We start from the raw sequence: 26,089 nt of genomic DNA, 5'->3' as shown, positions 1-26,089 counted from the left end.
CTACGCGACTAGGTTCCTAGGATGCACCAGGCGGCGTGCGCGCGCCACCCGCCGCACCGCGTTTCGCCGTGTTGTCGACTCGCGGCCGCCGATGTTGACTCGCGGCCGCCGATCAGGAACTGCCAGAGCGCCGGTCCCGGTCGGCCACGACGCACAGGACGGTGATCACTGCCAGCAGCCCGGTGAGGATCAGGACCGCCTCGGTGGGGCCGGCGCGATCGTCGATGGGGAGACCCGGTGGGACGAGACCGAGCGGGTCGCGCAGCACGATCACCGTGTCGCCCAGCCGGCCGTGGTCGCTCTCGCCGAAGGCCTCGTCGCCGTCCGGCCACGAGGAGAGCCGCCCGGGGATCCGCTCACCGTCGTAGCCGAGCGTGTAGCTGTCGCCGGACACCGCGGTCACTGTCGCGATCACCGGCTCTCCCCGGTAGGTGAGGCTCAGCTGACGGGCGTAGGAGGCGCCGAGCCCGCCGGCGCCCATCGTCGCCACCACCGCGACGGCCAGGCAGGCGCCGCGCACGTCCGGCCGCCAGGGGTCGAGCAGGTGAAGAGTCACCCCTGCGGCCACGCCGAGCCCGATGACGATGAGGGCCGCGGCCGGCGCCGGCACCCAGGCGGACGCGGCGGTCAGCGAGAGCAGTGCGGCGGTGGCGAATACGCCGAGCGCGCGCAGCACCGAGGGGGTCCACATGGGATAACCGTAGACAAGTAGATCAACAGGCTATCGTTGACCTGATGTCCATGTCGCCGCTGCCGGAGTGGGAGCGCCTGCGTCTGCGGCGCGCCGAGGACGAGTTCGCGTCGGTGCGCAAGAGCGTCCGGGTCGCGTACGGACTGTGGCTGGTCTCCGGGGTCTTCGGTGGTCACCGGTTCTATCTCGGCGACACCGCGCGGTCGATCGCGATGCTGTTCACGCTCGGCGGGCTCGGGCTCTGGACCCTCGCGGACGCATTCCTGATCGCCCGCCGGGTCAGGGCCGTGAACGCGGTGCGCCGGGCGGCGATCATGTCGCGGCACGGGATCATCGAGGGGTGAGGATCCCGTGCGGCGACACGGTCACCAACTGCCGGCGGTCGGCCCCGGGGAGCCGCCCCGGCGGCGCAGGTACTTCTCGAACTCCTTGGCGATCTCGTCGCCGGACAGCGGCTGGATGCCCGCGTCCTGAGCCCGTTCCTCCAGCTCACGCACGTACTCGCCGAGTTCGGCGTCCTGCTCGGCGGCGGCGCGGACCCGCTCCTCCCACTCCGCGGTCTCCTCTTCGAGATCTGCGGTGGGGACCGGGATGTCAAGCACGTCCTCGATGTGGTGCAGCAGCGCAAGCGTCGCCTTCGGGCAGGGCGGATTGTTCGCGTAGTGGGGAACGTGCACCCAGAACGACACCGCCTCAAGGTCCGCCCGGGTGGCCGCGTCGTGCAGCACCCCGACGATGCCGGTCGGGCCGTCGTACCGCGTCGGAACCAGCTTGTAGCGCTCGGCGGCACCCGACTCGGTCGCGCCCCCGCTGATCGGGAGCGGCCTCGAGTACGGCACGTCGGCGAGCAGCGCACCGAGCAGCACGATCTTGTTGATCTCCATGCTGTGGCAGACCTCGAGGATCTGCTCGCAGAACGTACGCCAGCGCATGCTCGGCTCGATGCCGCGGATCAGCACCACGTCGCGCTCCGCGCCGGGCGGGCTGGCCACCATGAATTTGGTGCTCGGCCACTCGATGCTTCGCGTCTCGCCCTCGGACATCGTCACCGTCGGCCGGCTGACCTGGAAGTCGTAGAAGTCCTCCGGATCAAGCTCGCTGACCTTGCGTGCGTCCCACACCTGTTCCAGGTGCTCGACGGCGGCCGTCGAGGCGTCGGCCGCGTCGTTCCACCCCTCGAACGCAACGACCGCGATCGGGGATCGCAGCATGGGCAGCCCGTCGAACTCCGTCACGCCATCACCCTTTCCATGCTCACCTCCGCCAGCCTACGTGCCGCCGCGCGAACTGGCTTGCTGGCCGCGCCGCCGGAGGATAGCCGGGCGGATTGCGTACAATGCGGCTTTTGCTGTTAATGGCCCAGGAACTGCGCCAGGTGCGGGACCTCGACGGCCTCGAGCGTGGCGCGGACGTGGATGCCGGTCTCGCCGTCCAGGTGGCTCAGGTCCAGCTCGCACGGGACCGCAAGCACTGCCGCGCCCGCCGCCCGCGCGGACGCGATGCCGGCCAGGGAGTCCTCGATCGCCACGCACGCCGCGATGTCCACGCCGAGCGCGTCCGCGGCGATCCGGTACGGCGCCGGGTCCGGCTTGTTTGCGGTCACCTCGTCGCCGCAGACCACCACGTCGAACGAGTCGCGGCCGAGCGTGTCGAGCGCGACCTCGACCAGGCGGCGGCGGGTGGACGTGACAAGCGCGGTGGGGATGCCCGCGGCGCGCACCGCGGCCAGCAGCGCCATCGCGCCGGGCCGCCAGATCAGGCCGGAGGCGAACAGGCCCGCGACCCGGTCCTCGAGCGCCGTGGCACCGGCGCCGTGGTCGCGCCAGGTCTGGCCCAGGTCCTCGTGCAGGATGCGCATCGACTGGTCCATGCTCGCACCCACCATGGCCGCGCGGGCCGCCTCGGAGAGCTCACCGCCGTACGAGCGGGCCAGTTCCTGGAGCGCGATCTCCCAGACCTTCTCGCTGTCGATCAGCGTGCCGTCCATGTCGAAGAGCACGGCGGCGGGGGACTTGATCTGCACGTCGCTGGTCACCCGGACCATTGTCCGGATCAGTGCGGCCGTCTGCCACGGAGTGTGAGCGGTTTGGCTCAACCCGGCCCGGTCGCGGCCGAAACAACAACCGGCGTCCCAGGTAGGTGACCGCCCCGGGAGGTTCTCCCGGGGCGGTATTAACTCAGCCGACCATCAGCGTTTACTCGTACGCGATCGCGTCCAGGACGTTGAGCCGGGACGCCCGGCGCGCCGGCAGGATCGCGGCGAGCACACCTGCCAGCGCGGCCGCAACCAACAGGCCGGCGAGCTGGCCGTAGGGGACGGTGACCACGGACAGCAGGTCCTGCTGCCGCATCGCCATCGAGGCCGTCCCGCCCAGTCCCACGCCGAGCAGGATGCCGAGCAGGCAGCCGTAGACCGCTATCAGCAGCGACTCGACCCGCACCATGCTGCGCACCTGGCGCCGCGTGGTGCCGATCGCCCGCAGCAGGCCCAGCTCGCGAGTCCGTTCGTAGATGCTCAGCACAAGCGTGTTCACGATGCCGAGGAACGCCACGATCACGGCGAGCGCCAGCAGCACGTAGAAGATCGCGAGCACGCCGTCGACCACCGCGTTCTGCTGCGCGATGAACGACTCCTGGTCCCCGACCGTCACCAGGGGGTAGTCCGCCATGATCTGCTCGACGCCGGCCACCACGGCGTCGACGTCGGCGCCCTCGTCCACCGACACGTACCCCTGCGCGGCAAGCGGCCCGGCGAACGTCGCGGCCGCGGACTCCGGCAGCAGCACGCCGGACGTGAGCTGGCTCTTGTAGACACCCGCGATCGTGTACGTGACCGGCCCGCCCCTGGCCGCCTCGACAGTGACCCGGCTCCCGGTCGTCACGCCCAGCGCCGTAGCGGTGTTCGTGTCGATGAGCGCGTCGGCCGCGCCGCCCGGCGTGAGCGTGCCGGACTCCTGCTCCAGCGCGAACGCCGGCCCGGCCCGGGTCAGATCGGTCGCGGAGACGAACTGCTGCGGCCGCCCGTTCACCGTGGCCACGCTGAAGTGGTACGCGATGGAGTCGCGCACGCCCGGCAGCGCGTCGACCTGCGCCAGCCGCGCCGGATCGAAGCCCTCCCGGCCGTCCGGCAGCTGCTGTGAGTTGGTCATGATCATCACCTCGGCGCCGATGTCGTTCTCCACCAGGTCCCGCACTGTGGAGCGCAACGACGAGCCGATCACGGCCACGGTGCTGACCAGCGCGACGCCGATCATCAGCGCGGCCGCGGTGACTGCGGTGCGCCGCGGGTTCCGCAGCGCGTTGCGGCGGCCGAGGTCACCCGCCGCACCCCAGGCGACGAGCCGGCCGATCAGGCCCGCCACCGGCCGGGTCAGCGCCGGTGACAGCAGCGCCACGCCGACGATTGAGAACAGCACGCCCACGCCGATGAGGAGCGCGGCCAGCGGCGCGCCGAGCAGTGCGGCGCCGAGCGCGGCCACGCCCAGCCCGGTGACCACGCCGCCGCTGACCGTCAGCGCCAGCAGTGGCTTGTCCGGCCGGACTACCTCGCGCATCGCGGCGACCGGCGGCACCGACGCGGCCCGGACCGCCGGGATCAGCGCGGCCGCGACAGTCATCAGGATGCCGAGCAGGTAGGAGACAACGACCGCTGTCACGCCGACCACCAGGCCGCCCTCGGGCAGCGGGAAACCGGCCGCAGTGGCCGCCGCCTGCAGCCCGTAGGCGACGCCGATGCCGGCGAGCAGGCCCAGCGTGGACGCGACGAATCCGACCACCAGCGCCTCGATCAGCACAGAGCCGGTCAGCTGCCCCCAGCTCGCGCCGAGCGCCCGGAAGAGTGCCAGCTCCCGGGCCCGCTGAGCGATGATGATGTTGAACGTGTTGAAGATCAGGAACATCCCGACAAGCAACGCCACGAGCGCGAACCCGAGGAAGAACCAGTTCACGAAGGTCAGCAGCTGGGTGAACGAGCTGGCCTGCTCCTCAGCGATCTCCGCACCGGTGACCGCCTCGAACCCGGCCGGCGCGACCTCCCGCACCCGGTCCCGCAGCGCCTCGTCCGAGACACCCTCGGCGGCGGTCAGCTGCGCGCCCCCGTAGACGCCGGCCTGCCCGAAGAACAGCCGCTGCGCCTCAGGCACGGTGAACGCCACCATGGTCTCGCCGGACAGCGACGGCCGGCCGCCGGAGTACTCGAGCACGCCGGTCACCGTGTACTCGCCGGTCTCGTACCGTGGTCCGATGTAGACCCGGACCGTGTCCCCGACCCCGACGCCGGCCTGCTCGGCAGTGAACCGGGTCAGCGCCACCTCGCTGCCCTCCGCCGGCGCGCGGCCGTCCGCGACCTGCAACAGGTCACCGCCGCCCGTGTAGCCGACGCCGAGTTGCGGCGCGCCCACGGACGGCACCGCCTTCCCGTCCCGCGCCCGGAACGGCACCACACCCTCCGCGGACACGTCGCCGTCCGCCCGCGCCACGCCCGGCACCTCCCTGATCCGCGCCAGGTCCGCGTCGGTGAGCAGCGAAGGCGTGCCGGCGTCAGCGTCCGGGTCCGCGCGCACCTGCACCGCGGTGTCCGCGTTGATCGTCTGGAACAGCCGCTCGAACCGGCCGCCGAGCGAGTCGGTAAGCACGAACGCGCTCGACACGAACATCACGCCCAGCACGATCGCCAGCCCGGACAGGACCAGTCGCAGCTTCCGGGCCAGCAGACTCTTGATCGTCGCGCGCAGCATCAGTGCACCGGCTCCGCGACGACCGGGGGCTCCTCCGGCAGGTCCAGGTGCTTGAGCTTGTCAAGCACCGCCTCCGCGGTCGGCGCGGAAAGCTCGTCCACCATCCGCCCGTCGGCCAGGAAGATCACGTGGTCCGCGTAGGAGGCCGCGACCGGATCGTGCGTCACCATGATGATCGTCTGGCCGTGCTCGTGCACGCTGTTACGCAGGAACGACAGCACATCCGCGCCCGCCCTGCTGTCCAGGTTCCCGGTCGGCTCGTCCGCGAAGACCACATCCGGCCGGGCCAGCAGCGCCCGCGCACACGCCACCCGCTGCTGCTGACCACCGGACAGCTGCGTCGGCCGGTGATGGAGCCGATCCGTCAACCCCACCGTCGACACGATCGTGTCGAACCACTCCCGGTCCGGCTTGCGCCCCGCGATCGACAGCGGCAGCAGAATGTTCTCCTCCGCCGTCAACGTCGGCAGCAGGTTGAACTGCTGAAAAATGAACCCGATCTTGTCACGCCGCAGCTTCGTCAGCTGCGTGTCGTTCATCCCGGTCAGCGGCGTCTCACCGATGTGGATCATCCCGCGGGAGGTCGTGTCCAACCCCGCCAGACAATGCATCAACGTCGACTTCCCACTGCCCGACGGCCCCATGATCGCCGTGAATCGCCCCTTCGCGAACCGGGTGGTGATGCCGGCGAGCGCGGTGACCTGTGCCTCCCCGGCGCCGTACACCTTCCAGACGTCCACCGCCGACACCGCCGCAATGCTCTCCGTCATCCCACAACTCCCCGTCCGTCCGCTTCCCGGGCCGCCGACCACGACGACCTGCGAACCTCACGCTACGTGCCGATCCGGCTCCCGTCGTCCGTCACCGGGCTGGTTCCCCGCTCGCCCCCAGGACGGTCCACCCCTCCTCCTCAAGGAGGACACCCCTGCCAGCCCGCGAGCCGATCCTCCCGGTGCGGCCCGCTTGTTCCCCGCGGTCGCCTGAGCTCGCCCGGGAACCCGATTTCCCCGCTCACGCCGTGTCCGGCCCGCACGCTTCCCCGGGTGCCTGTGTTCGCCGGGGGGACAACCCAAGACCTCGATCTTCCCGCTTCCGCCGGAGTTCAGCCCGCATGCTCCCGCGGGCCAACCTCGCTGCGGGCAAAGACTCCGCTGGCGCTCCGCTTTCCCCTCCGCATCGGAGCCGGTCCCGCCGTCCCAGACCCACCCCACGCAATTCCCGCCGCTCACCGCTACCACCCGCGGCACACATCGGCGTCGCTTGAGTGGTGGTCGGGCGATGCGGCCGCAGTTCCCGCCTTCCACGTTCCGGCAGCGGCCCTGGAGGCTCGTGGTGGTTCCGTCGGTCGTTCGCACCGGTGTCGCTTCAGTGGTTGTCGGGCGATGCGGCTGCCGGTCCCGCTTTCCACGTTCCGGCACCGACCCCGGAGACTCGCGGTGGTTCCGTTGATTCGGGGCCGTGGCGGTCCGTTTCGGGCTGCGTGGGGCCGCGTCGGCGCAGGTCGATGGGGTGCGGCTGCGGTTGGGCGGTCGCAAGGGCCGGCGTCGAAGGCAGGGGGTTCCGGCGCTCGGGTTTATGCCGGCCGCGCGCGTTCGGGGCGGCTACGGTCCAAGGCACGGCCGGTGTCGCGTCAGCGGCGGCTGGTCGGCGCCGGTGCTGCCAGCTGGTCGCACGATCCTGGCCGACATTCCGGGCTCGCCGGGCAGACCTCCGCTCCCACATCCTGACCAGCGGCACGCGTCGCCACCATCCCGGGCGCTCTGCGCCCGAAATTTCACGTTATACATACCTAGCCAGAGCGCGGATTTCGACTATGTATGCGTAATCAACGCTATGAGGTCGCTATAACGTTGATTACGCATACATGGTCGAGCCCGCAGCAAGATCGACGCCTTGTGAAGGCGAATGTCAGACGCGAAACAGGCTTTTTCGGTGAGGCGGTAAGGCCGGCAAGCCGCAGAGGGGCCGCGCATCGCCGCGTTTGTCACCTCGCGTGCCGTCGGTGCCGAAGGCGCGACAGCCCGCGCCTCCTCCGCCTCCATGATTTGTCCAAACAAAGAGTAATTTTTCGGACGTAAGCTCTCGCACTTTCTGTCCGGGAACCGTGAGAGCCAAGACTGACCGCATGTCTTCGGTGCTCCGGCTTCGGTGCCGGTCCTTGTGATCGCCTGAGTGGCAGCCATGCCGCCTGACTGTCGCTGGCGCGAGGGTAGGTTCGCCCGGCGAGCCGGGACTGCCCCGACCAGGCCGGTGCTGCTGGCGAGTTCTGGCTTCGGTGCCGGTCCTTGTGATCGCCTGAGTGGCAGCCATGCCGCCTGACTGTCGCTGGCGCGAGGCTAGGTCTGCCCGGTGAGCCGCAACTGCCCCGACCAAGCCGGTGCCGCTGGTGAGTCCTGGCTTCGGTGCCGGTCCTTGTGATCACCTGAGTCGCAGCCATGCCGCCCGACTGCCGCTGACGCGAGGCTACGCCCGCTCGGCGAGCCGCGACTGCCCGACCAAGCCGGTGCCGCTGGCGGACCCTGGCGTCGGTGCCGGCCCTCGCGGTGCTCCGAACCTGTGGCCGCCCCGACCCGCCGTTGCTGACCAGGAGCCCGAGCCGAGAACCGCCGCCGTCACCCGGGTCAGGCGCCGGGCCGGACGAGGCCGGACTCGTAGGCGAGGACGACGGCCTGGACGCGGTCGCGGAGGCCGAGTTTGGTGAGGACGTGGCCGACGTGGGTCTTGATGGTGGTTTCGCTTACGGAGAGGGCGCGGGCGATCTCGGCGTTGGAGAGGCCCTTGGCGACGTGGATGAGGACCTCACGTTCGCGTTCGGTGAGGGTGCTGAGGGAGCGGGGTGGGGTGGCGTTCGGGTCGGGGAGGGCGTCGGCGAAGCGGTCGAGGAGGCGTTTGAGGATGCGGGGGGCGACGACGGCCTCGCCCGCGGCGACCGTGCGGATCGCGGTGACCAGGTCTTCGGCGGGGACATCCTTGGCGAGGAAGCCGCTGGCGCCGGCGCGGAGCGCGCCCACCACGTATTCGTCCAGGTCGAACGTGGTCAGGATCAGCACTCGGACCGGCAGGCGGGCGTCGACGATCGCCTTGGTGGCGGCCACGCCGTCGAGGCGTGGCATGCGGATGTCCATCAGGACGACGTCGGGCAGCAGGCGGCGGGCCAGGTCGACGGCCTCGCTGCCGTCGCCGGCCTCGCCCACCACGTGCAGGTCCGCCTCGGCGCTCAGCACCATGCGGAAACCGGTCCGCAGCAGCGGCTGGTCGTCGGCGAGCAGAATGCGCACCGGACGTGCGTCTGTCAACGGGAACCCCCTCAGTCCACCGGAATCTTCGCGTAGACCCGGAAGCCGCCACCAGGCCGGGGTCCGACGCGGAGTGTGCCGCCGTAGAGCGCCACCCGTTCGCGCATGCCGACCAGTCCGTGTCCGGCGCCGTGTTCGGAGCCGGGGGCCGGGCCGCGGCCGGTGTCGAAGACCTCGACGATCAGCCAGTAGATGCCGAAGCTCAAGCGGACCTGAGCGGTCGCCGGGCCCGCGTGCTTGAGCGCGTTCGTCAGCGCCTCCTGCACGATCCGGTAGACGGTCAGCGCCACGCCGGGCTCAAGGGTCGCGGGCGTGCCGTCGATCCGGAGTGTGGTCGGCAGCCCGGCGTCGCGTACCTGGTCGGCCAGCTCCTCCAGTCCGGCTATCCCGGGCTGCGGGGCCATCTCCGTGTCGGTCTCGGTCTCGGTGCGCAGCACGCCGAGCATGCGGCGCAGCTCGCGCATCGCGGACCGGGACGTCTCCTCGATCGTGGTCAGCGCCTCGTCAGCGGTGTCCGGGTTTGCGCGCAGCACCCGCCGGGCGCCGGTGGCCAGCACGCCCATCACGCTGACGTTGTGGGCGACCACGTCGTGCAGTTCGCGGGCGATGCGCCGCCGTTCGTCCGCGACCGCCTGTTCGGCCAGGGCGCGCTGGTTGGACTCGGCAGCGATCGCGCGTTCCTCAAGCGCCCGTGCGGTCACCCGGCGCCCATGGACCGCGCGCCCGACCAGGAACACGACCAGCCCGATCAGCCCGTTGTTCAAGGCCAGGAACACGGGGGGTACGCCGTGCTCGCCGATCAGCCGCTCGGGCAGCATCAGCACGCCGGCCAGCGCGGGCGTCCAGAGCAGCAGCGCGGCGGCGGTCGCGGCGCGCAGCGACAGCCGGGCGGCGACCGTGTAGGTCAGGATCGCGAACGCGGCCGGAAGCGTCACCGGCTGTGGCGCGCCGAGCAGCGGCACGGCCAGCGTGGGCAGCAACAGCAGCAGGGCCGGCCACGGCGCGACCCGGCGCAGCGTGACCGGGAGCGCGCTGTAGACCGCGGTCAGGGCCAGGAGCAGCAGGTTTCCGGCGCGCTGTTCCGGCGAGGCCCAGGTGGCGACCGCGTCGACGGTCAGCACCACGAGCGCGAGCCGGCAGTCGGCGGTGAACGCGTGGCGCGGGTCGCGGCTGCGCCCGGCGGAGGCCCATGCGCGCAAGCTCTTCATGTCGGTGCTCCGGTGCTGGACGGGCCTGTCCGGTGAACCTATCGGCCGTGCCGGACCGCTGAATCGCCCCCGGCGGCGACCCTCCTCTCCTCCTCAGGCACGAGGTGGTGGGGGCGTGGGGAGGAGAACGTGGCTATGAGCTGGGGCACAGCACGCCGATATTAGGTCAGCCGGGGCCCGCACCTGCCGATCACCGGTCTGCAACACAGTGACGAGGCGCGGAGGGGTACGGACGATGGGACTGCGACTGCCGTGGAAACGGGTGCCGGAACCGGTCGAGTACGCCGACTTCCCGGAGGACGCCACGCTTGTGACAGTGGTCGCCGGTGAGAAGACCTACCACGATCTGAGCGTCATCCGTACCCCGGACCGGGTGTTGAACTTCCGGATCGCCGGCGGTCTGAAGGAGGGCCAGACCGTCGAGTTGATCTGGACCGCGGACGGGCGTGGCGGCGTGGGCAGCGCGCAGGTGGTGCGCGCGACGGAGGCGACAGTGGGCCTGCGCCCGACCCGGGTGGAGACCGGCATCCAGCGCCGCTCAAGCCTGCGCGTGCCGGCCACGGTGCCGCTCACGCTCAACGGCCCCGAGGGCGCGAACTTCCCGCTGACCACGCGGAACATCTCGCTCGGCGGCGCGCTCGCCTTCGGCCGGGGCCCGGACGCGGGGGAGTCGTTCCCCGGCCGCCTGGACCTGCCCGGCCAGTTCGTCACGGTGAGCGCGAAGGTGCTGCCCGGCCTGGACCCGGTCAACATGCACCGGCTTCTCTTCGTGGGACTGACCACGCAGGCCGAGGACCTGATCGCCGATTACGTCGCTGCCCAGGAGCGCCGTCGCGCCTACGCCAGGTTCTGATCGGCCTCCACGAGAACGGGTGCGGCGGCGCGCTGCGCGGGAACCACCTCCGGGTACGGCGGCGGGGTGCCGCCGAACGCCGGGCACAGCGCCTTGTGGCTGCACCAGCCGCACAGCTTGCTCGGCTGCGGCCGGAAGTCACGCGCGGCCGTGGCCGCCTCGATCGCCTTGGCCAGCGCAAGCACCGTGCGCTCGAATCGCTGCAGCTCCTCCACGTCCGGCGAGTAGTCGCAGACCTCGACGTCCTTGAGGTAGATCAGGCGGAGCACGCGCGGCACCACGCCCCGGGTCCGCCACAGCACCAGCGCGTAGAACTTGAGCTGGAACAGCGCCTTAGCCTCGAACGCCTCGCGCGGCGCGCCGCCGGTCTTGTAGTCGACGACGCGGATCTGCCCGTCCGGTGAGACGTCCAGCCGGTCGACGAAGCCGCGCAGCCGCAGCCGGTCGTCCACCACCGTGGAGATCAGCTGCTCGCGCTCGGCCGGCTCTAGCCGCTGCGGGTCCTCAAGCGTGAAGTAGCCCTCCAGCAGCGCCTTCGCGGACGCGAGGAAGTCGTCCACACCTGCCACCGGCCGCTCGCCGGGCTGGACCTCCACGAGCACCTCCGCAGGCGTACCCCCGTCGTCGCCTGTGGGGGTTTCGAAGATCGAGGTGAGGTCGGGGTTCTCCGCGAGCAGGCGCTCCCAGGACGGGGCGACCAGATCAACCGCGGCGGCGGGGGTACGCTCCGCGGCCGGCAGATCGTAGAGACGCTCCAGCACCGCGTGCACAAGCGTGCCCCGCGTCTGGTCCGCGGTCGGCTGCTCGGGGATGCGGTCGATCGTGCGGAAGCGGAACAGCAGCGGGCAGGTCTTGAAGTCGCCGGCCCGGGAGGGGGAGAGCGACGGGCCGGTCCAGTCCGGCTGGGCGAGCTCCGCGGGCGAGGGGCCTGTCTGCACGTGCGCTGCTCCCGACGGCTGTGCTGCTCCCGACAATTGTGCTGCTCCCGACAAGAGCGCTGCCTCCGTCTCGATGGTCATGCCACAAGGCTAAGGGCTACGTATGACGGTTTCAGACTGAGCATGTACAAGCGGTCACGAAGACACGTGCACACCACAGTCACCGTCTTCCCCGATAGCATCGGCCCGGTGGACAACGAGGCGCCCGACCCGGGCCGCCGCGCCGGCGTCACGGTGGGGCGGCTCTTCGGCGTTCCCGTCTACCTCAATGCCTCGATGCTGCTGCTCGCGGTCGCGGTCACGGTCATCTACGGCGAGTTCGTCCGCGGTCAGCTGGGCCTCTCCCGTGTCGCCGGCTACGCGGTCGGCGCCGGCTTCGTGGTCTGCCTGCTCGGCTCGGTGCTGCTGCACGAGCTCGGGCATGCGCTGACCGCCCGCCGGTTCGGCATCGGCGTGCGCGGCATCACCCTCGAGCTGCTCGGCGGCTACACCGAGATGGACCGCGACGCCCCCCGCCCCCGGGTGGACCTGCTCGTCTCGCTTGCCGGCCCGGCCGTGTCGCTTGTGCTCGGCGTGCTCGCCACCATCGCCACGCTGCTGTTGCCGGACGACACGCTCGCCGGCCAGCTCACCTTCCAGCTCGCGGTGAGCAACGTGGTCGTCGCGGTCTTCAACTCGCTGCCCGGCCTGCCGCTGGACGGCGGTCGCGCGCTGCGGGCCGCGGTCTGGGCCGTCAACGGCGATCGCCACCTGGCCACCGAGGTCGCCGGCTGGTCCGGCCGCGCGCTGGCCGGGCTGACCGCGGCCGGCGTGCTTGTCACCTACCTGCTGGGCTGGCTCAGCGTGTTCGGCCTGGTGTTCATGCTCCTGGTCACGCTTACCCTGTGGCAGGGCGCCGGGCAGTCGATCCGGCTGGCCCGGATGAGCCGCCGCTTCCCGATGGTCAACCTGTCGCACCTGGCCCGGCCGATCTTCGCGGTGCCGACCGGCACGCCGCTGGCCGAGGCGCAGCGACGCGGTCGCGAGTCCGCCCCGGGCAACGCGTCGCTCGTCGTGGCGGACGCGTCCGGCCGGGTGATGGCGCTCGTCGACGGCGCCCGCGCGGCCGCGGTGCCGGCCGACCGGCGCCCGTGGGTGTCGGTCGACACGGTCGCGCGCGGCGTCGAGGGCATCCCGGCCATGTCGGTGGACCTCACCGGCGAGCAGGTCGTGCGCGTAGTGCAGACTCACCCGGGCGCGCAGTACCTGGTGACCGCGGGCGAGGACGTCGTGGGCGTGCTGCACCTGATCGATCTGGCCGAGGTGCTCGAACCACGACGTGGCCGGGGCAACCCGGCCGTTTGACCCCCGATACGGTGTTCGCGCCCGTATCAATGAGAAGTAGCACGTCCGAGGAAGAGGAACACCGTGACCGTACCGTCCACCGCCGTCGTCCCGACCGCCGAGCCGGTGCCTGCGCGCCGCGGGCCGTTCCGGGCGGGTGACCGGGTCCAGCTCACCGACCCGAAGGGACGGATGCACACGGTTGTCCTGGAGTCCGGCAAGTCATTCCACACGCACCGCGGCGCGCTGGAACACGACGACCTGATCGGCCTGCCCGAGGGCAGCGTGATCACCTCGGCGAACGGCACCGCCTACCTGGCGCTGCGCCCGCTGCTCGCCGACTACGTGCTCTCCATGCCGCGCGGCGCGCAGGTCATCTACCCGAAGGACGCGGCGCAGATCGTCCAGATGGGCGACATCTTCCCCGGCGCCAAGGTGCTTGAGGCCGGCGCCGGCTCCGGCGCGCTGAGCTGCTCGCTGCTGCGCGCGGTCGGCGACACCGGCGAGCTGCACTCGTTCGAGCTGCGCGAGGACTTCGCGGTCATCGCCCGGAAGAACGTCGAGGCGTTCTTCGGCGCGCCGCCGCCCGCCTGGACGCTGCACCAGGGCGACGTGGCGGACTGCCAGGAGACCGGATTCGACCGGATCATCCTGGACATGCTCACGCCGTGGGAGGCTCTGGACATGGTCGAACGGGCTCTGGTCCCCGGCGGCGTGTTCATCGGCTACGTGGCCACTACGCCGCAGCTGTCCGAGCTGGTCGAGGCGCTGCGCGAGCGCGGCGGCTGGACCGAGCCGCGCGCCTGGGAGTCGCTTGTGCGGGACTGGCACGCGGAGGGTCTCGCGGTCCGGCCCGACCACCGGATGATCGCGCACACTGCGTTCCTGGTGTCGGCCCGCAAGCTCGCGCCCGGCGTCCAGGCCCCGCCGCGCCGGCGGAAGCCCTCCAAGGGTGCTGAGGCGTATGCGGCACGTAAGGCGACCCTGCAGACGGCCGCCGCGGCCGCAGTTGTGCCGGAGCAGGCCGAGCCGGTCGAGCCGCAGTCACCGGAGACCGACGAGTGAGTCACAGCCTCGGTGGGGGAGGGGATCTGCCCGCGGTGTTCCCGGACTGGTCCCCCTACCACGACCTCGACTCGGCGGCCCGCGCCTACCTCCGCGATCCGGACGTGGCGCTGGAGTCGCTCGGCGGCGTGCTCCGCGGCGCCGACGTGCTCTGTTTCACGCTTGAGCGCTTCGTCAACGAGGTCAACGGCGTCTGGCAGGAGGTCGTCGTCTGCGACGGCAACCGGCTGATCCTCTGGCACGGCGAGGACGTGCCGCTCGGCGAGGGCCCGCCCGGCTCCATGACGTCGTCGCTGCGGGTGGTCCCGCTCTCCACGGTCACCGAGGTCGGCTGCCGGCGGCAGCTCACCCGGACGCCCAGCGGGCAGGCCCAGGTCGGCAGCGTCGACGTCTATCTGCTGCTCAGCACCATGGACGAGGCGGCGCCGAGCGGTGGAACGCTTGAGGAGGGCGAGCGCCCGCCGGTACGGCACGACGCGCTGCGGTTCGGCAAGACGATAGACGACGGCGGAGCCGGTCAGATCGCGCGTCTGGAGGAGTTCGCAAGGGTCATCGCGTCGCTCGTCGGGCGTCCGACGCTGTAGCCGCCGTGGCCCCCTCCGCGTGAATCACGTGAATTACGCGCAGGGCGGACTCACTCCGTACCCCTGATGTGGGTTGGTGTTCTTCGGGGGTTTTCGCGCCATGCGCAGGATGTTTTCGCACTCAGGAGGCGTGTTTCGGCCACGGTGACCGGTTGTGATCGGATGGACACATCTGATCAAGCTTCGGTGACGAGGGTGTTGCGTGGGTTGGAATCCCGGCTTTTACGGCTAGTGTTATGGCAAGACGTTCGAGCCCCCGGGGAGGTGGGACGTGGCACGTAGCGACGACGCCGACCAGCGCGCCGCACGGTGGGAGAAAGAGGCCCACGATCTCTCCACGCAGGTCGCGTTTCTTCAAGAGGAACTCGCCCTGGTGCGGCGCAAGCTGACCGAAAGCCCCCGTCACGTGAGGCAGCTCGAGGAGCGGCTGGCGGCAACGCAGGCGCAGCTCTCCCGGCTGTCCGAGAACAATGAGCGACTGGTGTCCACGCTGAAGGAAGCGCGGAGCCAGATCGTCACGCTCAAGGAGGAGATCGACCGCCTGGCGCAGCCGCCGAGTGGTTACGGTGTCTTCCTGACCCGCCATGAGGACGGCACTGTCGACGTCTTCACCGGTGGGCGCAAGTTGCGCGTGGCGGTCTCCCCGTCGCTCGAGGTGGATGAGCTTCAGCGCGGGCAGGAAGTCCTGCTCAACGATGCGCTGAACGTCGTCGACGCGTTCGGTTTCGAGCGCGTGGGCGAGGTGGTGATGCTCAAGGAGATCCTGGAGTCGCCGGAAGGCACCCCGGGTGACCGCGCGCTCGTCATCTCGCACGCCGACGAGGAGCGCATCGTCCATCTCGCGGACACGCTCATCGGCACCGCACTGCGTGCCGGTGACTCGCTCATGATCGAGCCCCGCTCGGCGTACGCCTACGAGCGGATCCCGAAGAGTGAGGTCGAGGAGCTGGTTCTGGAGGAGGTGCCGGACGTCGGTTACACCGACATCGGCGGTCTCCACTCCCAGATCGAGCAGATCCGTGACGCGGTGGAGCTTCCGTTCCTGCACGCCGACCTGTTCCGGGAGCACCAGCTGCGCCCGCCGAAGGGCATCCTGCTCTACGGCCCGCCCGGCTGCGGCAAGACCCTCATCGCGAAGGCCGTCGCGAACTCGCTGGCGAAGAAGATCGCCGAGCGCCAGGGCAAGGAGAAGCACACCAGCTTCTTCCTGAACATCAAGGGCCCTGAGCTGCTCAACAAGTACGTCGGCGAGACCGAGCGGCACATCCGGCTGATCTTCCAGCGTGCGCGGGAGAAGGCCGGCGAGGGCACCCCGGTCATCGTGTTCTTCGACGAGATGGACTCGGTGTTCCGCACCCGCGGCACCGGCGTCTCCTCCGACGTGGAGAACACCATCGTCCCCCAGCTGCTGTCGGAGATCGACGGCGTGGAGGGCTTGGAGAACGTCATCGTCATCGGCGCCTCCAACCGTGAGGACATGATCGACCCGGCCATCCTGCGCCCGGGCCGGTTGGACGTGAAGATCAAGATCGAGCGTCCGGACGCCGAGGCGGCCAAGGACATCTTCTCGAAGTACATCCTCAGCGGCCTGCCGCTCAACGACGACGACCTGAACGAGCACGGCAAGGACCGGGACGCCACGGTCGCCGCCATGATCGAGTCGGTGGTCCTGCGGATGTACTCCGAGTCGGAGGAGAACCGGTTCCTGGAGGTCACCTACGCCAACGGTGACAAGGAGGTCCTGTACTTCAAGGACTTCAACTCCGGCGCCATGATCCAGAACATCGTGGACCGCGGCAAGAAGATGGCGATCAAGGAGTTCCTCTCCTCCGGACGCAAGGGCCTGCGCCTGCAGCACCTCCTCGACGCCTGCGTCGACGAGTTCCGCGAGAACGAGGACCTGCCGAACACCACGAACCCGGACGACTGGGCCCGCATCTCCGGCAAGAAGGGCGAGCGGATCGTCTACATCCGCACGCTCGTCTCCGGCGGCAAGGGCACCGACGCCGGCCGTGCCATCGAAACCGCCTCGAACACGGGGCAGTACCTGTAGGTCGTGTCATCGAAAGGGCGGCACCGTGGAGGGTGCCGCCCTTTCGTGTGTCCGGCCGGCATATTTACCATCGTGCTGACACGCTTTGTGACGGTGCCGCGGGCTAGGCTTCTCTCATCGGGCTTTAGGAGTGAGGTCTCATGAGCGAGCTTGCGAGCAAATCAGGAAGCTCAGTGTCTGCTGCGAACGCGCGGCCGGAGCGAATCGGAGGCCGCGGGTGAGCGTGCGTCGGATCATGGGCACCGAGGTCGAGTACGGCATCTCCGTGCCCGGCCAGCCCGGAGCGAACCCGATGGTGACCTCCTCGCAGGTGGTCAACGCCTACGGTGCACGCCCGGAGCTCAACCGCGGCGGCCGCACCCGCTGGGACTACGAAGAGGAGTCGCCGCTGCGGGACGCGCGCGGCTTCACCTACTCCGGCGCCGCCTACGACCCCGCCGAGGCGCTCGCGGACGAGGACCTGGGCCTCGCCAACGTCATCCTCACCAACGGCGCACGTCTCTACGTCGACCACGCCCACCCCGAATACTCCACGCCCGAAGTGACAAGTCCGATGGACATCGTCAAATGGGACAAGGCCGGCGAGCGGGTGATGGCGGAGGCGGCCCGGCGCGCGGCCACCATTCCGGGCGCGCACCAGATCCACCTCTACAAGAACAACACCGACAACAAGGGCGCGTCGTACGGCGCCCATGAGAACTACCTGATGCGCCGCCAGACGCCGTTCGCGGACATCGTGGCGTACCTGACGCCGTTCTTCGTCACCCGGCAGATCGTCACCGGCGCCGGCCGGGTCGGCATCGGGCAGGACGGCTCCGGCACCGGCTTCCAGATCTCCCAGCGCGCCGACTTCTTCGAGGTCGAGGTCGGCCTGGAGACCACGCTCAAGCGGCCGATCATCAACACCCGCGACGAGCCCCACGCGGACGCGGACAAGTACCGCCGCCTGCACGTCATCATCGGCGATGCGAACCTCTCCGAGACCTCGACCTACCTCAAGGTCGGCACCACCGCGCTGATCCTCGCCATGATCGAGGAGAAGGCGCTCACCGGCGACCTCAGCATCGCCGACCCGGTCTCCGAGCTGAAGAACATCAGTCACGACCCCACGCTTCAGCACATGGTCCGGCTCCGCGACGGCCGCAAGCTCACCGCGCTGGACCTGCAGTGGGCGTTCTTCGAGCGCGCCAAGCTCTTCGTCGACGACCGGCTCGGCTCCGACGCCGACGACCAGACCGCCGACGTGCTCAACCGCTGGGAGAACATCCTGGACAAGCTCGGCCGCGACCCGATGTCCTGTGCGGACGAGCTGGACTGGGTGGCGAAACTCCGGCTGCTGGAAGGCTACCGGGAGCGGGAGAAGCTCGGCTGGGCCTCGCACAAGCTCCAGCTCGTCGATCTGCAGTACTCGGACGTACGCCCGGAGAAGGGCCTCTACCACCGCCTGGTGGCCCGTGGCTCGATGAAGACGCTTCTCGACGAGCGCGACACCTGGGACGCCATGGTCAACCCGCCGGAGGACACCCGGGCGTTCTTCCGCGGCCGGTGCCTCGCGCAGTACGCGTCCGAGGTGGTCGCCGCCAGCTGGGACTCGGTCATCTTCGACATCGGGCGGGAATCGCTTGTCCGGGTGCCGATGATGGAGCCGGAGCGCGGCACGAAGAAGCACGTGGGCGCGCTGTTCGACCGCTGTGAGAGCGCCAAGGACCTGCTCGAGGCGCTGACCGGAGGTACCAAGCCGGCCACCTAGGATCCCGACCGTGCACGGAAGGGCTCGGCTGAGCGCGAAACACGCGCTTGGGCGAGCCTTTTCGTCATAACTCCGGGGTAGGTTTTACGTACCTGATGTTGCCGGGCTCGGTCACCGCCCGGCACGAGGCGAGGGAGGGACCGGCCATGGCTACCAAGGACACCGGCGGACAGTCGCAATCCAGCAAGAGCAGCCAGCAGGACGAGGTTGACGAGGCCACGGTCGAGGCCAACCCGGAGGTCGCCGAGCGGCACGCCGAGATCACCGAGGACGTCGACGATCTGCTCGACGAGATCGACTCCGTCCTGGAAGAGAACGCCGAGGAATTCGTCAGGGGCTATGTGCAAAAAGGGGGCCAATGAGGCTTATGTTCGTTTTGGACATAACGGTGTGAGCAGCTGCTCTCGGTCGCAAAGTTCCACCGCAACGACGGTTGGCCTTCTATTGCAAGCGGTGTGCCGCTGAGCGGTCGGAGGCGAGCCGTCGCCGTCGTGGCATCAAGCCGCCCGTCCCGGTCGGCAGGGATGACGTGGTGTCCCGAACACGTCGATCATGACCATCGCACCGGAGCCGTGCGCGGGATATTGTGCTTCAACTGCAACGGCGGCCTCGGCCAGTTTCGTGACAACATCGCGCATCTGGACAGGGCGATCACATACCTGAGAGGACACACGTGGCAACGGGTTTTGATCCATCCGGGCGTCTACCAGGTGCGTTCACCGATCTGGGCACTTCCTCCTTCACCCAGTTCCTGAGTGTCGCCGCGCCCGATCTGCTGCCCGGCCGCCGGCCGCTGCCGCCCGGCCTTTCCGCCGGAGACGTCGCGCCGCACGGCACCACGATCGTGGCGATCTCGTTCGCTGGTGGCGTCGTGCTGGCCGGTGACCGGCGGGCGACCATGGGCAACATGATCGCCAGCCGGGACATCGAGAAGGTGCACCCCGCGGACGCGTTCTCGCTTATCGGCATCGCCGGCACGGCCGGGGTCGGCATCGAGCTGATGCGCCTGTTCCAGGTCGAGCTGGAGCACTACGAGAAGATCGAGGGCGTCATGCTCTCCGTCGACGGTAAGGCCAACCGCCTCGCCGCGATGATCCGGCAGAACCTCGGCGCCGCACTCCAGGGCCTCGCTGTCATCCCGCTCTTCGCCGGGTACGACCAGGCCGCGGCCGACCCCGCGCGCGTCGGGCGGATCTTCAGCTTCGACATCGCCGGCGGCCTCTACGAGGAGACCGGCTACGACGCGATCGGCTCCGGCTCGATCTTCGCGAAGTCCGCCCTCAAGAAGCGGTACCGGCCCGGCATCTCCGCCGAGGAGGCCACCCGGCTCGCCGTCGAGGCGCTCTACGACGCCGCCGACGACGACACCGCCACCGGCGGGCCGGACCTGATCCGCCGGATCTTCCCGGTCGTCATGACCGCGACCGCCGAGGGCACCAACCGGCTCAGCGAGGCGGAGGTCTCCGCGATCGCCGAGACCGTCGTCGACGCCCGCCGCGAGAACCCCGGCGGCTGAGCGGCTCTCCGTCGCCCCCAGCCCGAGGGCTTGTGCCGATGTGGCGGCCGGGCTGCGGCAAGGCTTAGCCGCCGTCCGGCCGCACGTCGCAACCGCCCACCTGCAACACCGGTGCGAGGGCGCCTGCGCCGCGCTCCGACCCCAGCCCTAATCCTGATTGGAGAGCCGCCGTGGCTATGCAGTTCTACGCCTCACCCGAGCAGATCATGCGCGACCGCTCCGAGCTCGCCCGCAAGGGCATCGCCCGGGGCCGTAGCGCGGTGGTCCTCAGCTACGCCGGTGGGGTCCTCCTCGTCGCGGAGAACGTGACGTCGCTGCGCAAGGTAAGCGAAATCTACGACCGGATCGGCTTCGCCGCCGTCGGCCGCTACAACGAGTTCGAGAACCTGCGCCGTGCCGGCGTGCGCAAGGCCGACATCGACGGCTACAGCTACGACCGCCGTGACGTCACCGGCCGCGCGCTCGCCAGCACGTACACGCAGGTCCTCGGCGCCATCTTCACCGAGCAGCAGAAGCCGTTCGAGGTCGAGCTGTGCGTGGCCCAGGTCGGCGCGACGCCGGAACTCGACGAGATCTACCGCATCATGTACGACGGCTCCGTCCAGGACGAGCCCGGCTTCATGGCGATGGGCGGCCAGGCCGAGGGCATCTCCAGCACGCTCAAGGACGGCCACGACCACGGCCTGTCCCTGTCCGACGCGCTGAAGCTCGCCGTCAAGTCCCTGGCCAGCGTCGGCGGCGAGAACGGCAACCCGCGCACCATCACCGCCAAGCAGCTCGAGGTCGCGGTCCTCGACCGTACCCGCAAGGGCCGCACGTTCCGCCGCTTCGCCACCGACGCCCTCAGCACCCTCCTCGACGGCGGCGACCTCCCGGCCGACTCCACCGAGAAGCCCGGCACCCCCGCCCCCGGCCCCGACACCCCGACCGTCTCCGCGGCCTCCGCCGACCTGGAGACCGCCGGCGAGTCGGCCGCCGTCGACGGCGAAGGCCCCGCCGACAAGTAGTCCCCCTCCACAGTGGTAGCCGCCGGCCAGCACGACGCCGGCGGCTACCACCGTGCCAGGCCTTTCAAGCCGGCAGTTCAAGATCTAAATCGTTTTCCCGCTCTGCGGATGGTGCAGCCCGCATGCTCCCGCGGGCAAACCTCGCCGCCCACCAAGACTCCGCTTACGCTCCGCTTGCCGGGCGGCTCGGAGCCGGTCCCGCACGGGCCGGGAAAGTGCACGCGATCACCGCCGCACGGCCTCGCGTGGCGCGCGGCGCGTCCGGTTCTTGACGTGCGCGCCGGGGTAGTGTCAGCGGTCGAGGCCTCCTCGTTGGCCGAAGGCGGTGGGTCTCCCTGCAACGGGCTGTGCGGGTGTCGCGTCAGTGCTGGCACGTGGTGCGGTTGGGTCGGATGCAAAGGTCACTGGCGATGGTTTGGGCTGTTGCTGCCTGTGATGGGTGGCGCGGGGTCGTGTCAGCGCTGATTGGGTGGCGCGGTTGAGGTCCGGCAGTGGCGAGGGTGGGTTCGGGTCGTTGCGGCTCGTGATGGGTGCGCGGGGTCGTATCAGCGCTGGTTCGGTGGCACGGCTTAGGTCCGGTAGTCGCTCGCAAAGGGCCGGCGGCGAAGGCGGAGGCTCGTGGTGGTCGGGTTGATGTCGGCGGCGTGCGTCCGGGGCAGGCCGGGTCAGGGCGCGGCCGGTGCCGCGGCAGTGGCGGATGATCAGCGCGGTGACCGGTGGCGAGTCGAGAAACCGGGCACCGGTGCCGTGGATGCCGCGATGTTTCGCCTGACTTTCGCTTTCCGCTTTCGCCTTCCGCTTTCCGCTTTCGCTTTCGTCGGTCTGAGGCCGGTGCGCAAGCGCCATCGCGCCTCTACCCCGATATCGCCGTCGGCTTTCTGTGCTCAAGATCCTTGCGGCTGTGGTGGCCCTTATTGCGCCGTTATAAGGGCCACCAGAGCCGCAAGGATCTTCAATCTCACTAAATGGGTAGCTCGCTCCCACACTCTGGGCGTGAATGGCGCGCGCCAGGCATTGTGGGGCACCGCCGCGTGTCTGGACGGCTTATGACGCCCACTCGCGCGCCGACGTGCAGAAACGCACCAAGAAGGCCGCGTTAAGAAGGAGATTGTTCAATTCATGGAACGCTACGCAGCCTGAGGTTTCTTGACAGAGCTTGCAGGGTCAGCATGCGCATGCATCGGAGGCATATATAGCGAAATTTCGGGCGCGAAGTGCCGAATAGCCCCTGGTCGCGAACCTCAGTAGGCGCGTCTTATCTCTGAATCGCCGCCGGGATAAAGGCACAGGGAGATCGCTGCGCTTTTCACCCTGCTCAAAGCCGGCTCGGCCTGGCTCGGCTCGGCCTGGCTCGGCTCGGCCTGGCCCGGGTAGAGCGGTGGCGGTCTTCACCGTGGCGCGAAGTTGAGGTGGGGTGTGGGGGCGTGAACAGCGGTGGCCGGTGCTTGTGGTTGGCCCTGACGCCAACGGTCTGACAGGGAGGAGCTCTGGCGACGACCGGTGCCTATGCCACTCAGCCTATTTTGATCATGGTTTCTGACCTGGCCATTTGCTGCCGACCTTCGGGGGCAGGGTGAGTGCCGCCGCAGCCCGCTGGATCACGGAACGTTCGGGCGCGACGCACCGGGCCGGTCCGTGGAACCGGCCCTTGACCACCTTGACCACCTCGACCACCTCGACCACCTCGACCACGAAGGTCAGCAGGGGCCCGCCTGGCTCGGCGATTCACACTGTGAAATCCGGCAGGTCAGTCTGTCTCGCGGGGCAGATCAGGAGCGGCATGCTCTGTACCCAGGCACGAAGCCCGCCCCGGCACCGGAAATGTCGTCTCATAAGCACCTGCGGGTGGAGCGGCCGAGGATGGTCAAGATCCTTGTTTTGCTCACGGTCCTTTCCTGGCGGTGCAAAGGACCGTGAGCAAAACAAGGATCTTGATTCCCGCATAGTGGAAGATCCGTTTCCGGTCGGCGGGCTGGACGGTCGCGCCGGACTTGGACCCTGAGCCCGAAAGTTCAGTAAACGCCCACCTGCGTCTGCGTCCTACCCGCCGGACCGGGCAGGAGAGCATCCGCACTGGCCAGAGACCCGCGGCTCGACCGGGTCCATTTCACGATCAAAAGCGGCATTGTGATCGGTGCCGCGGGAGCGTGCGGAACCGGAGGCCGGCGGAAGCGGGAAGAGAGGTTTTAGGATCTTGCGGCTTTGGCGAGGTCGGCCATGCCGGGCTCGCTGAGGGCGTGGTCGAGTTGTACCCGCCAGTCGGGCTGGGGTGGGATGCCGGCGGCGGCCCAGGCGTCGTGGCCTAGGACGCTGTAGGCGGGGCGCTTTGCCGGGCGGGCGAAGGCCTCCGCCGTGGTGGGCTTGATCCGGTCCGGGTCGAGGCCGGCCATGTCGTAGATGGTGCGGGCCAGGTCGTGCCAGCTGGCCTGGCCGGAGGCGGTGCCGTGGTAGACGCCGGGCGGGGCGGTGCCGGCGAGCGCGGCCGTGCCCAGGCGGACCAGCTGTTCGGCGAGTGCGGCGGTCCAGGTGGGCTGGCCGATCTGGTCCGTGACCACGTCGACGGTGGGGCGGGTAGCGGCCAGCTTCAGCATTGTGGCCACGAAGTTGGGGCCGTGGTCGCCGTAGGTCCAGGCGGTGCGCACGACGTAGCCGCCGGTCCGGAGTGCGAGCTGCTCGCCGAGGAGCTTGCCGCGGCCGTAGGCGTTGATCGGGGAGGTCGGGTGCGTCTCCGGGTACGGCGAGGTGCGGGTGCCGTCGAAGACGTAGTCCGTGGAGATCTGGATCAGCTTGGTGCCGTTGACAGTGCACGCCGCCGCGATGTTGTTGACCGCACGGCCGTTGATGTCGGTCGCCACGTCCTCGTGGTCCTCGGCCGCGTCGACGTCGGTCCACGCCGCCGCGTTGATCACTATGTCGTGCCCGGAGACCAGCGAGGCGACCGCGGCCGCGTCCGTCACGTCCAGGTTGTCGCGCGTCGCCGCAGTGATCTCCACCGAGGTCTCGCTGCGCCGGGCGTGCCGGCCGTACGGCGCGGTGGGCTCGGTCAGGGCGGCGACGAGGTCGCGGCCGAGCATCCCGCCCGCGCCGGTGATCAGCCAACGGGTCATTGTGTCGGCCCCCCAGGAGTGCGATGACATGCTCCCGGCCAAGGAGCGCTCGCCACGGTACCAGGGTGCGAGGAACACCCCGTCCGTCTACCGCGCGCGTCGATCACAGCTTGATTGCGAAGTCACTGCCGGTAGTGGCCTGACATGAGTACTATTCGCCGGTGCGTGGGATCCTTTTGGCAGGTGGCACCGGTTCTCGGCTCTGGCCGATCACCCAGGCGGTGTCCAAGCAGCTGATGCCTGTCTTCGACAAGCCGATGATCTACTACCCGCTCACCACGCTCGTCACCGCGGGTGTGCGTGAGATCCTGATCATCACGACTCCGGACGACCAGGAGCAGTTCCGCAGGCTGCTCGGGGACGGGTCGCAGTGGGGGCTGTCGCTGACGTACGCGATGCAGCCACGCCCGGAGGGGATCGCCCAGGCCTTCCTGATCGGCGAGGACTTCCTGGCCGGGGACGACGTCGCGCTGATCCTGGGCGACAACATCTTCCACGGCGGCGACCTGCCGAACCGGCTGAAGGAGAACGCCGCGCACGCCGGCGGCCGGGTGTTCGCCTATCCGGTGGCGGATCCCACCGCCTACGGCGTGGTCGAGTTCGACGAGTCCGGCAAGGTCATCTCGATCGAGGAAAAGCCGACAAAGCCGAAGTCGCGGTACGCCGTGCCGGGTTTGTACTTCTACGACGCCGACGTGGTGAAGATCGCGAAGGAACTGCGGCCGTCCGGTCGGGGCGAGCTGGAAATCACCGGGATTAACGATGCCTACCTCCGCCGCGGTGAACTGACGGTGACCGTGCTCGACCGGGGCACCGCCTGGCTCGACACCGGCACGTTCGCGGATCTGGTGCACGCCGCGGAGTACGTGCGCGTGATAGAGGCGCGCCAAGGCTTCAAGATCGGATGCGTGGAGGAAGCCGCATGGCGCACCGGACACATCGACGACGAGCAGCTGAGAGAGCTGGCACAGCCGTTGCTTCGCAGCGGATACGGGGAGTACCTGTTGCGCCTGCTCGATTGGGAGCGGTAGCGGCCGGTTTGGGCTGAGTTGGCGGCGGCGGTCCTGCTCTGGCCGGCCTGCTCTGGTCGGTCTGCTTCGGCTGGCCCGCTTACTGGGGTTTTGCGGTCGGGATGCGGGTCGAGCACCCCGCGCCCGAAATTTCATTATATAGAAGTCTCTGAGGCGCGCTCACCCTGACCGGGACAGGTCAGTAGGTTGGTCTGCTCTGGCTGTTCTCCAGCGTCCCTCCGGGGCTCGTGGCTTCCAGCGGCTTTCTGTTTTTGGGTCCGGCGGCTCTAGTGGGTGGCCTCCGGCGGCCCTCCGGGGGGAGCACTCTGGCTCCGGGTCAACCGAAAGCACTTTCAGCTTCGCTGTTAAGGCTTTGTCTGTGGTCGGGTTTCGCGCGGCCTGTCTACCCCGTCTGCCGTCGACCCGGGCAGAGCCGAGCAGATCATCGGCAGGGCCGCCAGCCTGGGTGGTGTTGGCGCTGCCTTGATCGGTGCTCACGAGTCCGCTGGTCACGCTGGGTTCGCCGGGTTCCGGCCCATGGGTGGGCGCGTGCCGTTGGTTGCGCTTCGCAGTGTTGTTATCTGTCCGTCGGTGGCGGCCCTGCCGATGATCTGCTCCCCGTTGGGCGGGTCGACGGCAGACGGGGCAGCCAGGCGGTCACCTCTGTGTGCTTCGCACACACTGGGACCTGAAGAGCGGGTTGATCTGCTCCGAAGTGCTGCACCCGCTGGAGTGTGGAGCACGGGTGCAGTACATAACGGGTGTGGGGCGCGGGTGCTGTGCATAGCGGGGTGTGGGGCGCGGGTGCTGTGCATAGCGGGGTGTGGGGCGCGGGTGCTCTGCATAACGGCGTGTACTGAGGTGATCTCAGCAGGGTTTGGGTAGGTATTTGTATTCATGGTGGGTCAGGTGGAGTGCGGCGGCGACGATGTTGCCGATTCGGCGTGGGCTT

22 protein-coding genes are annotated in these 26,089 nt (G+C 69.4%); 12 read left to right on the top strand and 10 right to left on the bottom strand.

The genetic code is table 11. The features are described from left to right. Positions 1–112: 112 nt before the first annotated feature. Complete coding sequence (locus ACIA8K_RS37230; protein ID WP_396068160.1) at positions 113–691, bottom strand: hypothetical protein; 579 nt, start codon at positions 689–691, stop codon at positions 113–115. Between the two features lie 44 nt (positions 692–735). Between ACIA8K_RS37230 and ACIA8K_RS37225 the strand changes: the two genes are divergently transcribed. Next, a complete protein-coding gene (locus tag ACIA8K_RS37225; protein ID WP_396068158.1) occupies positions 736–1,035 on the top strand; it encodes a TM2 domain-containing protein in 300 nt (99 codons plus the stop codon). 21 nt (positions 1,036–1,056) lie between these two features. Here ACIA8K_RS37225 and ACIA8K_RS37220 read toward each other — a convergent pair whose 3' ends face one another. From ACIA8K_RS37220 to ACIA8K_RS37195, 6 genes are all read right to left on the bottom strand, one after another. Continuing rightward, complete coding sequence (locus ACIA8K_RS37220) at positions 1,057–1,926, bottom strand: PAC2 family protein (RefSeq protein WP_396068156.1); 870 nt, start codon at positions 1,924–1,926, stop codon at positions 1,057–1,059. A 116-nt stretch (positions 1,927–2,042) separates the two neighbouring features. After that, the gene (locus ACIA8K_RS37215; RefSeq protein ID WP_396068232.1) at positions 2,043–2,690 is read right to left on the bottom strand and encodes an HAD family hydrolase; all 648 of its coding nucleotides are present in this window, start codon (positions 2,688–2,690) and stop codon (positions 2,043–2,045) included. 196 nt (positions 2,691–2,886) lie between these two features. Further along, positions 2,887–5,427: an ABC transporter permease gene (locus ACIA8K_RS37210; RefSeq protein WP_396068154.1), complete on the bottom strand. Its 2,541-nt coding sequence runs from the start codon at positions 5,425–5,427 to the stop codon at positions 2,887–2,889. Then, entirely contained in the window at positions 5,427–6,197 is a 771-nt protein-coding gene (locus tag ACIA8K_RS37205; protein ID WP_396068152.1) for an ABC transporter ATP-binding protein, read from the bottom strand. Before ACIA8K_RS37205 ends, ACIA8K_RS37210 begins: the two co-directional genes overlap by 1 nt. A 1,851-nt stretch (positions 6,198–8,048) precedes the next feature. Continuing rightward, the gene (locus ACIA8K_RS37200) at positions 8,049–8,723 is read right to left on the bottom strand and encodes a response regulator (protein ID WP_396068150.1); all 675 of its coding nucleotides are present in this window, start codon (positions 8,721–8,723) and stop codon (positions 8,049–8,051) included. An 11-nt stretch (positions 8,724–8,734) separates the two neighbouring features. Then, entirely contained in the window at positions 8,735–9,931 is a 1,197-nt protein-coding gene (locus ACIA8K_RS37195) for a sensor histidine kinase (protein ID WP_396068148.1), read from the bottom strand. Between the two features lie 235 nt (positions 9,932–10,166). Here ACIA8K_RS37195 and ACIA8K_RS37190 point away from each other — a divergent pair, with 235 nt between their 5' ends. Beyond that, entirely contained in the window at positions 10,167–10,784 is a 618-nt protein-coding gene (locus tag ACIA8K_RS37190; RefSeq protein WP_396068146.1) for a PilZ domain-containing protein, read from the top strand. On the opposite strand, the gene ACIA8K_RS37185 is transcribed toward ACIA8K_RS37190, so the two are convergent. Further along, a complete protein-coding gene (locus ACIA8K_RS37185) occupies positions 10,769–11,722 on the bottom strand; it encodes a RecB family exonuclease (RefSeq protein WP_396068144.1) in 954 nt (317 codons plus the stop codon). The two genes, ACIA8K_RS37190 and ACIA8K_RS37185, sit on opposite strands and share 16 nt — an antisense overlap. A 276-nt stretch (positions 11,723–11,998) precedes the next feature. Between ACIA8K_RS37185 and ACIA8K_RS37180 the strand changes: the two genes are divergently transcribed. The 9 genes from ACIA8K_RS37180 to prcA all read left to right on the top strand — a co-directional run bounded on the left by ACIA8K_RS37180 (position 11,999) and on the right by prcA (position 21,020). Beyond that, positions 11,999–13,066 carry a site-2 protease family protein gene (locus ACIA8K_RS37180; protein WP_396068231.1) on the top strand — a complete coding sequence of 356 codons (1,068 nt, stop codon included), beginning with the start codon at positions 11,999–12,001 and terminating at the stop codon, positions 13,064–13,066. Between the two features lie 63 nt (positions 13,067–13,129). Beyond that, positions 13,130–14,110 (top strand): tRNA (adenine-N1)-methyltransferase, encoded by a 981-nt coding sequence (locus ACIA8K_RS37175; RefSeq protein WP_396068142.1) that lies wholly within the window; start codon positions 13,130–13,132, stop codon positions 14,108–14,110. After that, positions 14,107–14,694 carry a hypothetical protein gene (locus tag ACIA8K_RS37170; protein WP_396068140.1) on the top strand — a complete coding sequence of 196 codons (588 nt, stop codon included), beginning with the start codon at positions 14,107–14,109 and terminating at the stop codon, positions 14,692–14,694. The genes ACIA8K_RS37175 and ACIA8K_RS37170 overlap by 4 nt, the downstream gene beginning before the upstream one ends. Before the next feature lie 271 nt (positions 14,695–14,965). Next, entirely contained in the window at positions 14,966–16,747 is a 1,782-nt protein-coding gene (gene arc / locus ACIA8K_RS37165) for a proteasome ATPase (RefSeq protein ID WP_396068138.1), read from the top strand. Positions 16,748–16,964: 217 nt separating this feature from the next. Beyond that, positions 16,965–18,497, top strand: coding sequence for a depupylase/deamidase Dop (dop, locus tag ACIA8K_RS37160; protein WP_396068136.1), 1,533 nt, complete (start codon positions 16,965–16,967; stop codon positions 18,495–18,497). Positions 18,498–18,643: 146 nt separating this feature from the next. Then, on the top strand, positions 18,644–18,859 hold the full coding sequence (locus ACIA8K_RS37155; RefSeq protein ID WP_396068134.1) for a ubiquitin-like protein Pup: 216 nt from the start codon (positions 18,644–18,646) through the stop codon (positions 18,857–18,859). Between the two features lie 162 nt (positions 18,860–19,021). Then, the gene (locus ACIA8K_RS37150) at positions 19,022–19,252 is read left to right on the top strand and encodes an endonuclease VII domain-containing protein (protein WP_396068132.1); all 231 of its coding nucleotides are present in this window, start codon (positions 19,022–19,024) and stop codon (positions 19,250–19,252) included. Beyond that, positions 19,171–20,013, top strand: coding sequence for a proteasome subunit beta (gene prcB, locus ACIA8K_RS37145; protein ID WP_396068130.1), 843 nt, complete (start codon positions 19,171–19,173; stop codon positions 20,011–20,013). The genes ACIA8K_RS37150 and prcB overlap by 82 nt, the downstream gene beginning before the upstream one ends. Positions 20,014–20,183: 170 nt before the next feature. Continuing rightward, complete coding sequence (prcA, locus tag ACIA8K_RS37140; RefSeq protein ID WP_396068128.1) at positions 20,184–21,020, top strand: proteasome subunit alpha; 837 nt, start codon at positions 20,184–20,186, stop codon at positions 21,018–21,020. Between the two features lie 1,527 nt (positions 21,021–22,547). Here the strand turns inward: prcA and ACIA8K_RS37135 are convergent. Together ACIA8K_RS37135 and rfbD are read right to left on the bottom strand one after the other, a co-directional pair. After that, on the bottom strand, positions 22,548–22,712 hold the full coding sequence (locus ACIA8K_RS37135; RefSeq protein ID WP_396068126.1) for a hypothetical protein: 165 nt from the start codon (positions 22,710–22,712) through the stop codon (positions 22,548–22,550). Between the two features lie 494 nt (positions 22,713–23,206). Continuing rightward, positions 23,207–24,127: a dTDP-4-dehydrorhamnose reductase gene (gene rfbD / locus ACIA8K_RS37130; RefSeq protein WP_396068124.1), complete on the bottom strand. Its 921-nt coding sequence runs from the start codon at positions 24,125–24,127 to the stop codon at positions 23,207–23,209. 161 nt (positions 24,128–24,288) lie between these two features. On the opposite strand from rfbD, the gene rfbA reads away from it, so the two are divergent. Then, entirely contained in the window at positions 24,289–25,158 is an 870-nt protein-coding gene (gene rfbA, locus ACIA8K_RS37125; RefSeq protein ID WP_396068122.1) for a glucose-1-phosphate thymidylyltransferase RfbA, read from the top strand. The last annotated feature ends 931 nt before the right edge of the window (positions 25,159–26,089 follow it).

It is taken from the genome of Catenuloplanes sp. NPDC051500, assembly GCF_044454585.1.
GTDB lineage: Bacteria > Actinomycetota > Actinomycetes > Mycobacteriales > Micromonosporaceae > Catenuloplanes.
Note: the sequence above shows the minus strand (reverse complement) of the source record. Positions and strands in the feature narration are given on the sequence as shown.

What these genes read in the sequence shown, in the direction of transcription:
- ACIA8K_RS37180 (WP_396068231.1), top strand. Translation starts at nt 11,999, where the DNA reads ATGCTGCTGCTCGCGGTCGCGGTCACGGTCATCTACGGCGAGTTCGTC.
- ACIA8K_RS37150 (WP_396068132.1), top strand. Translation starts at nt 19,022, where the DNA reads ATGACGTGGTGTCCCGAACACGTCGATCATGACCATCGCACCGGAGCC.
- ACIA8K_RS37155 (WP_396068134.1), top strand. Translation starts at nt 18,644, where the DNA reads ATGGCTACCAAGGACACCGGCGGACAGTCGCAATCCAGCAAGAGCAGC.
- ACIA8K_RS37195 (WP_396068148.1), bottom strand. Translation starts at nt 9,931, where the DNA reads ATGAAGAGCTTGCGCGCATGGGCCTCCGCCGGGCGCAGCCGCGACCCG.
- ACIA8K_RS37190 (WP_396068146.1), top strand. Translation starts at nt 10,167, where the DNA reads ATGGGACTGCGACTGCCGTGGAAACGGGTGCCGGAACCGGTCGAGTAC.
- ACIA8K_RS37225 (WP_396068158.1), top strand. Translation starts at nt 736, where the DNA reads ATGTCCATGTCGCCGCTGCCGGAGTGGGAGCGCCTGCGTCTGCGGCGC.
- rfbD (WP_396068124.1), bottom strand. Translation starts at nt 24,127, where the DNA reads ATGACCCGTTGGCTGATCACCGGCGCGGGCGGGATGCTCGGCCGCGAC.
- ACIA8K_RS37205 (WP_396068152.1), bottom strand. Translation starts at nt 6,197, where the DNA reads ATGACGGAGAGCATTGCGGCGGTGTCGGCGGTGGACGTCTGGAAGGTG.
- ACIA8K_RS37230 (WP_396068160.1), bottom strand. Translation starts at nt 691, where the DNA reads ATGTGGACCCCCTCGGTGCTGCGCGCGCTCGGCGTATTCGCCACCGCC.
- ACIA8K_RS37210 (WP_396068154.1), bottom strand. Translation starts at nt 5,427, where the DNA reads ATGCTGCGCGCGACGATCAAGAGTCTGCTGGCCCGGAAGCTGCGACTG.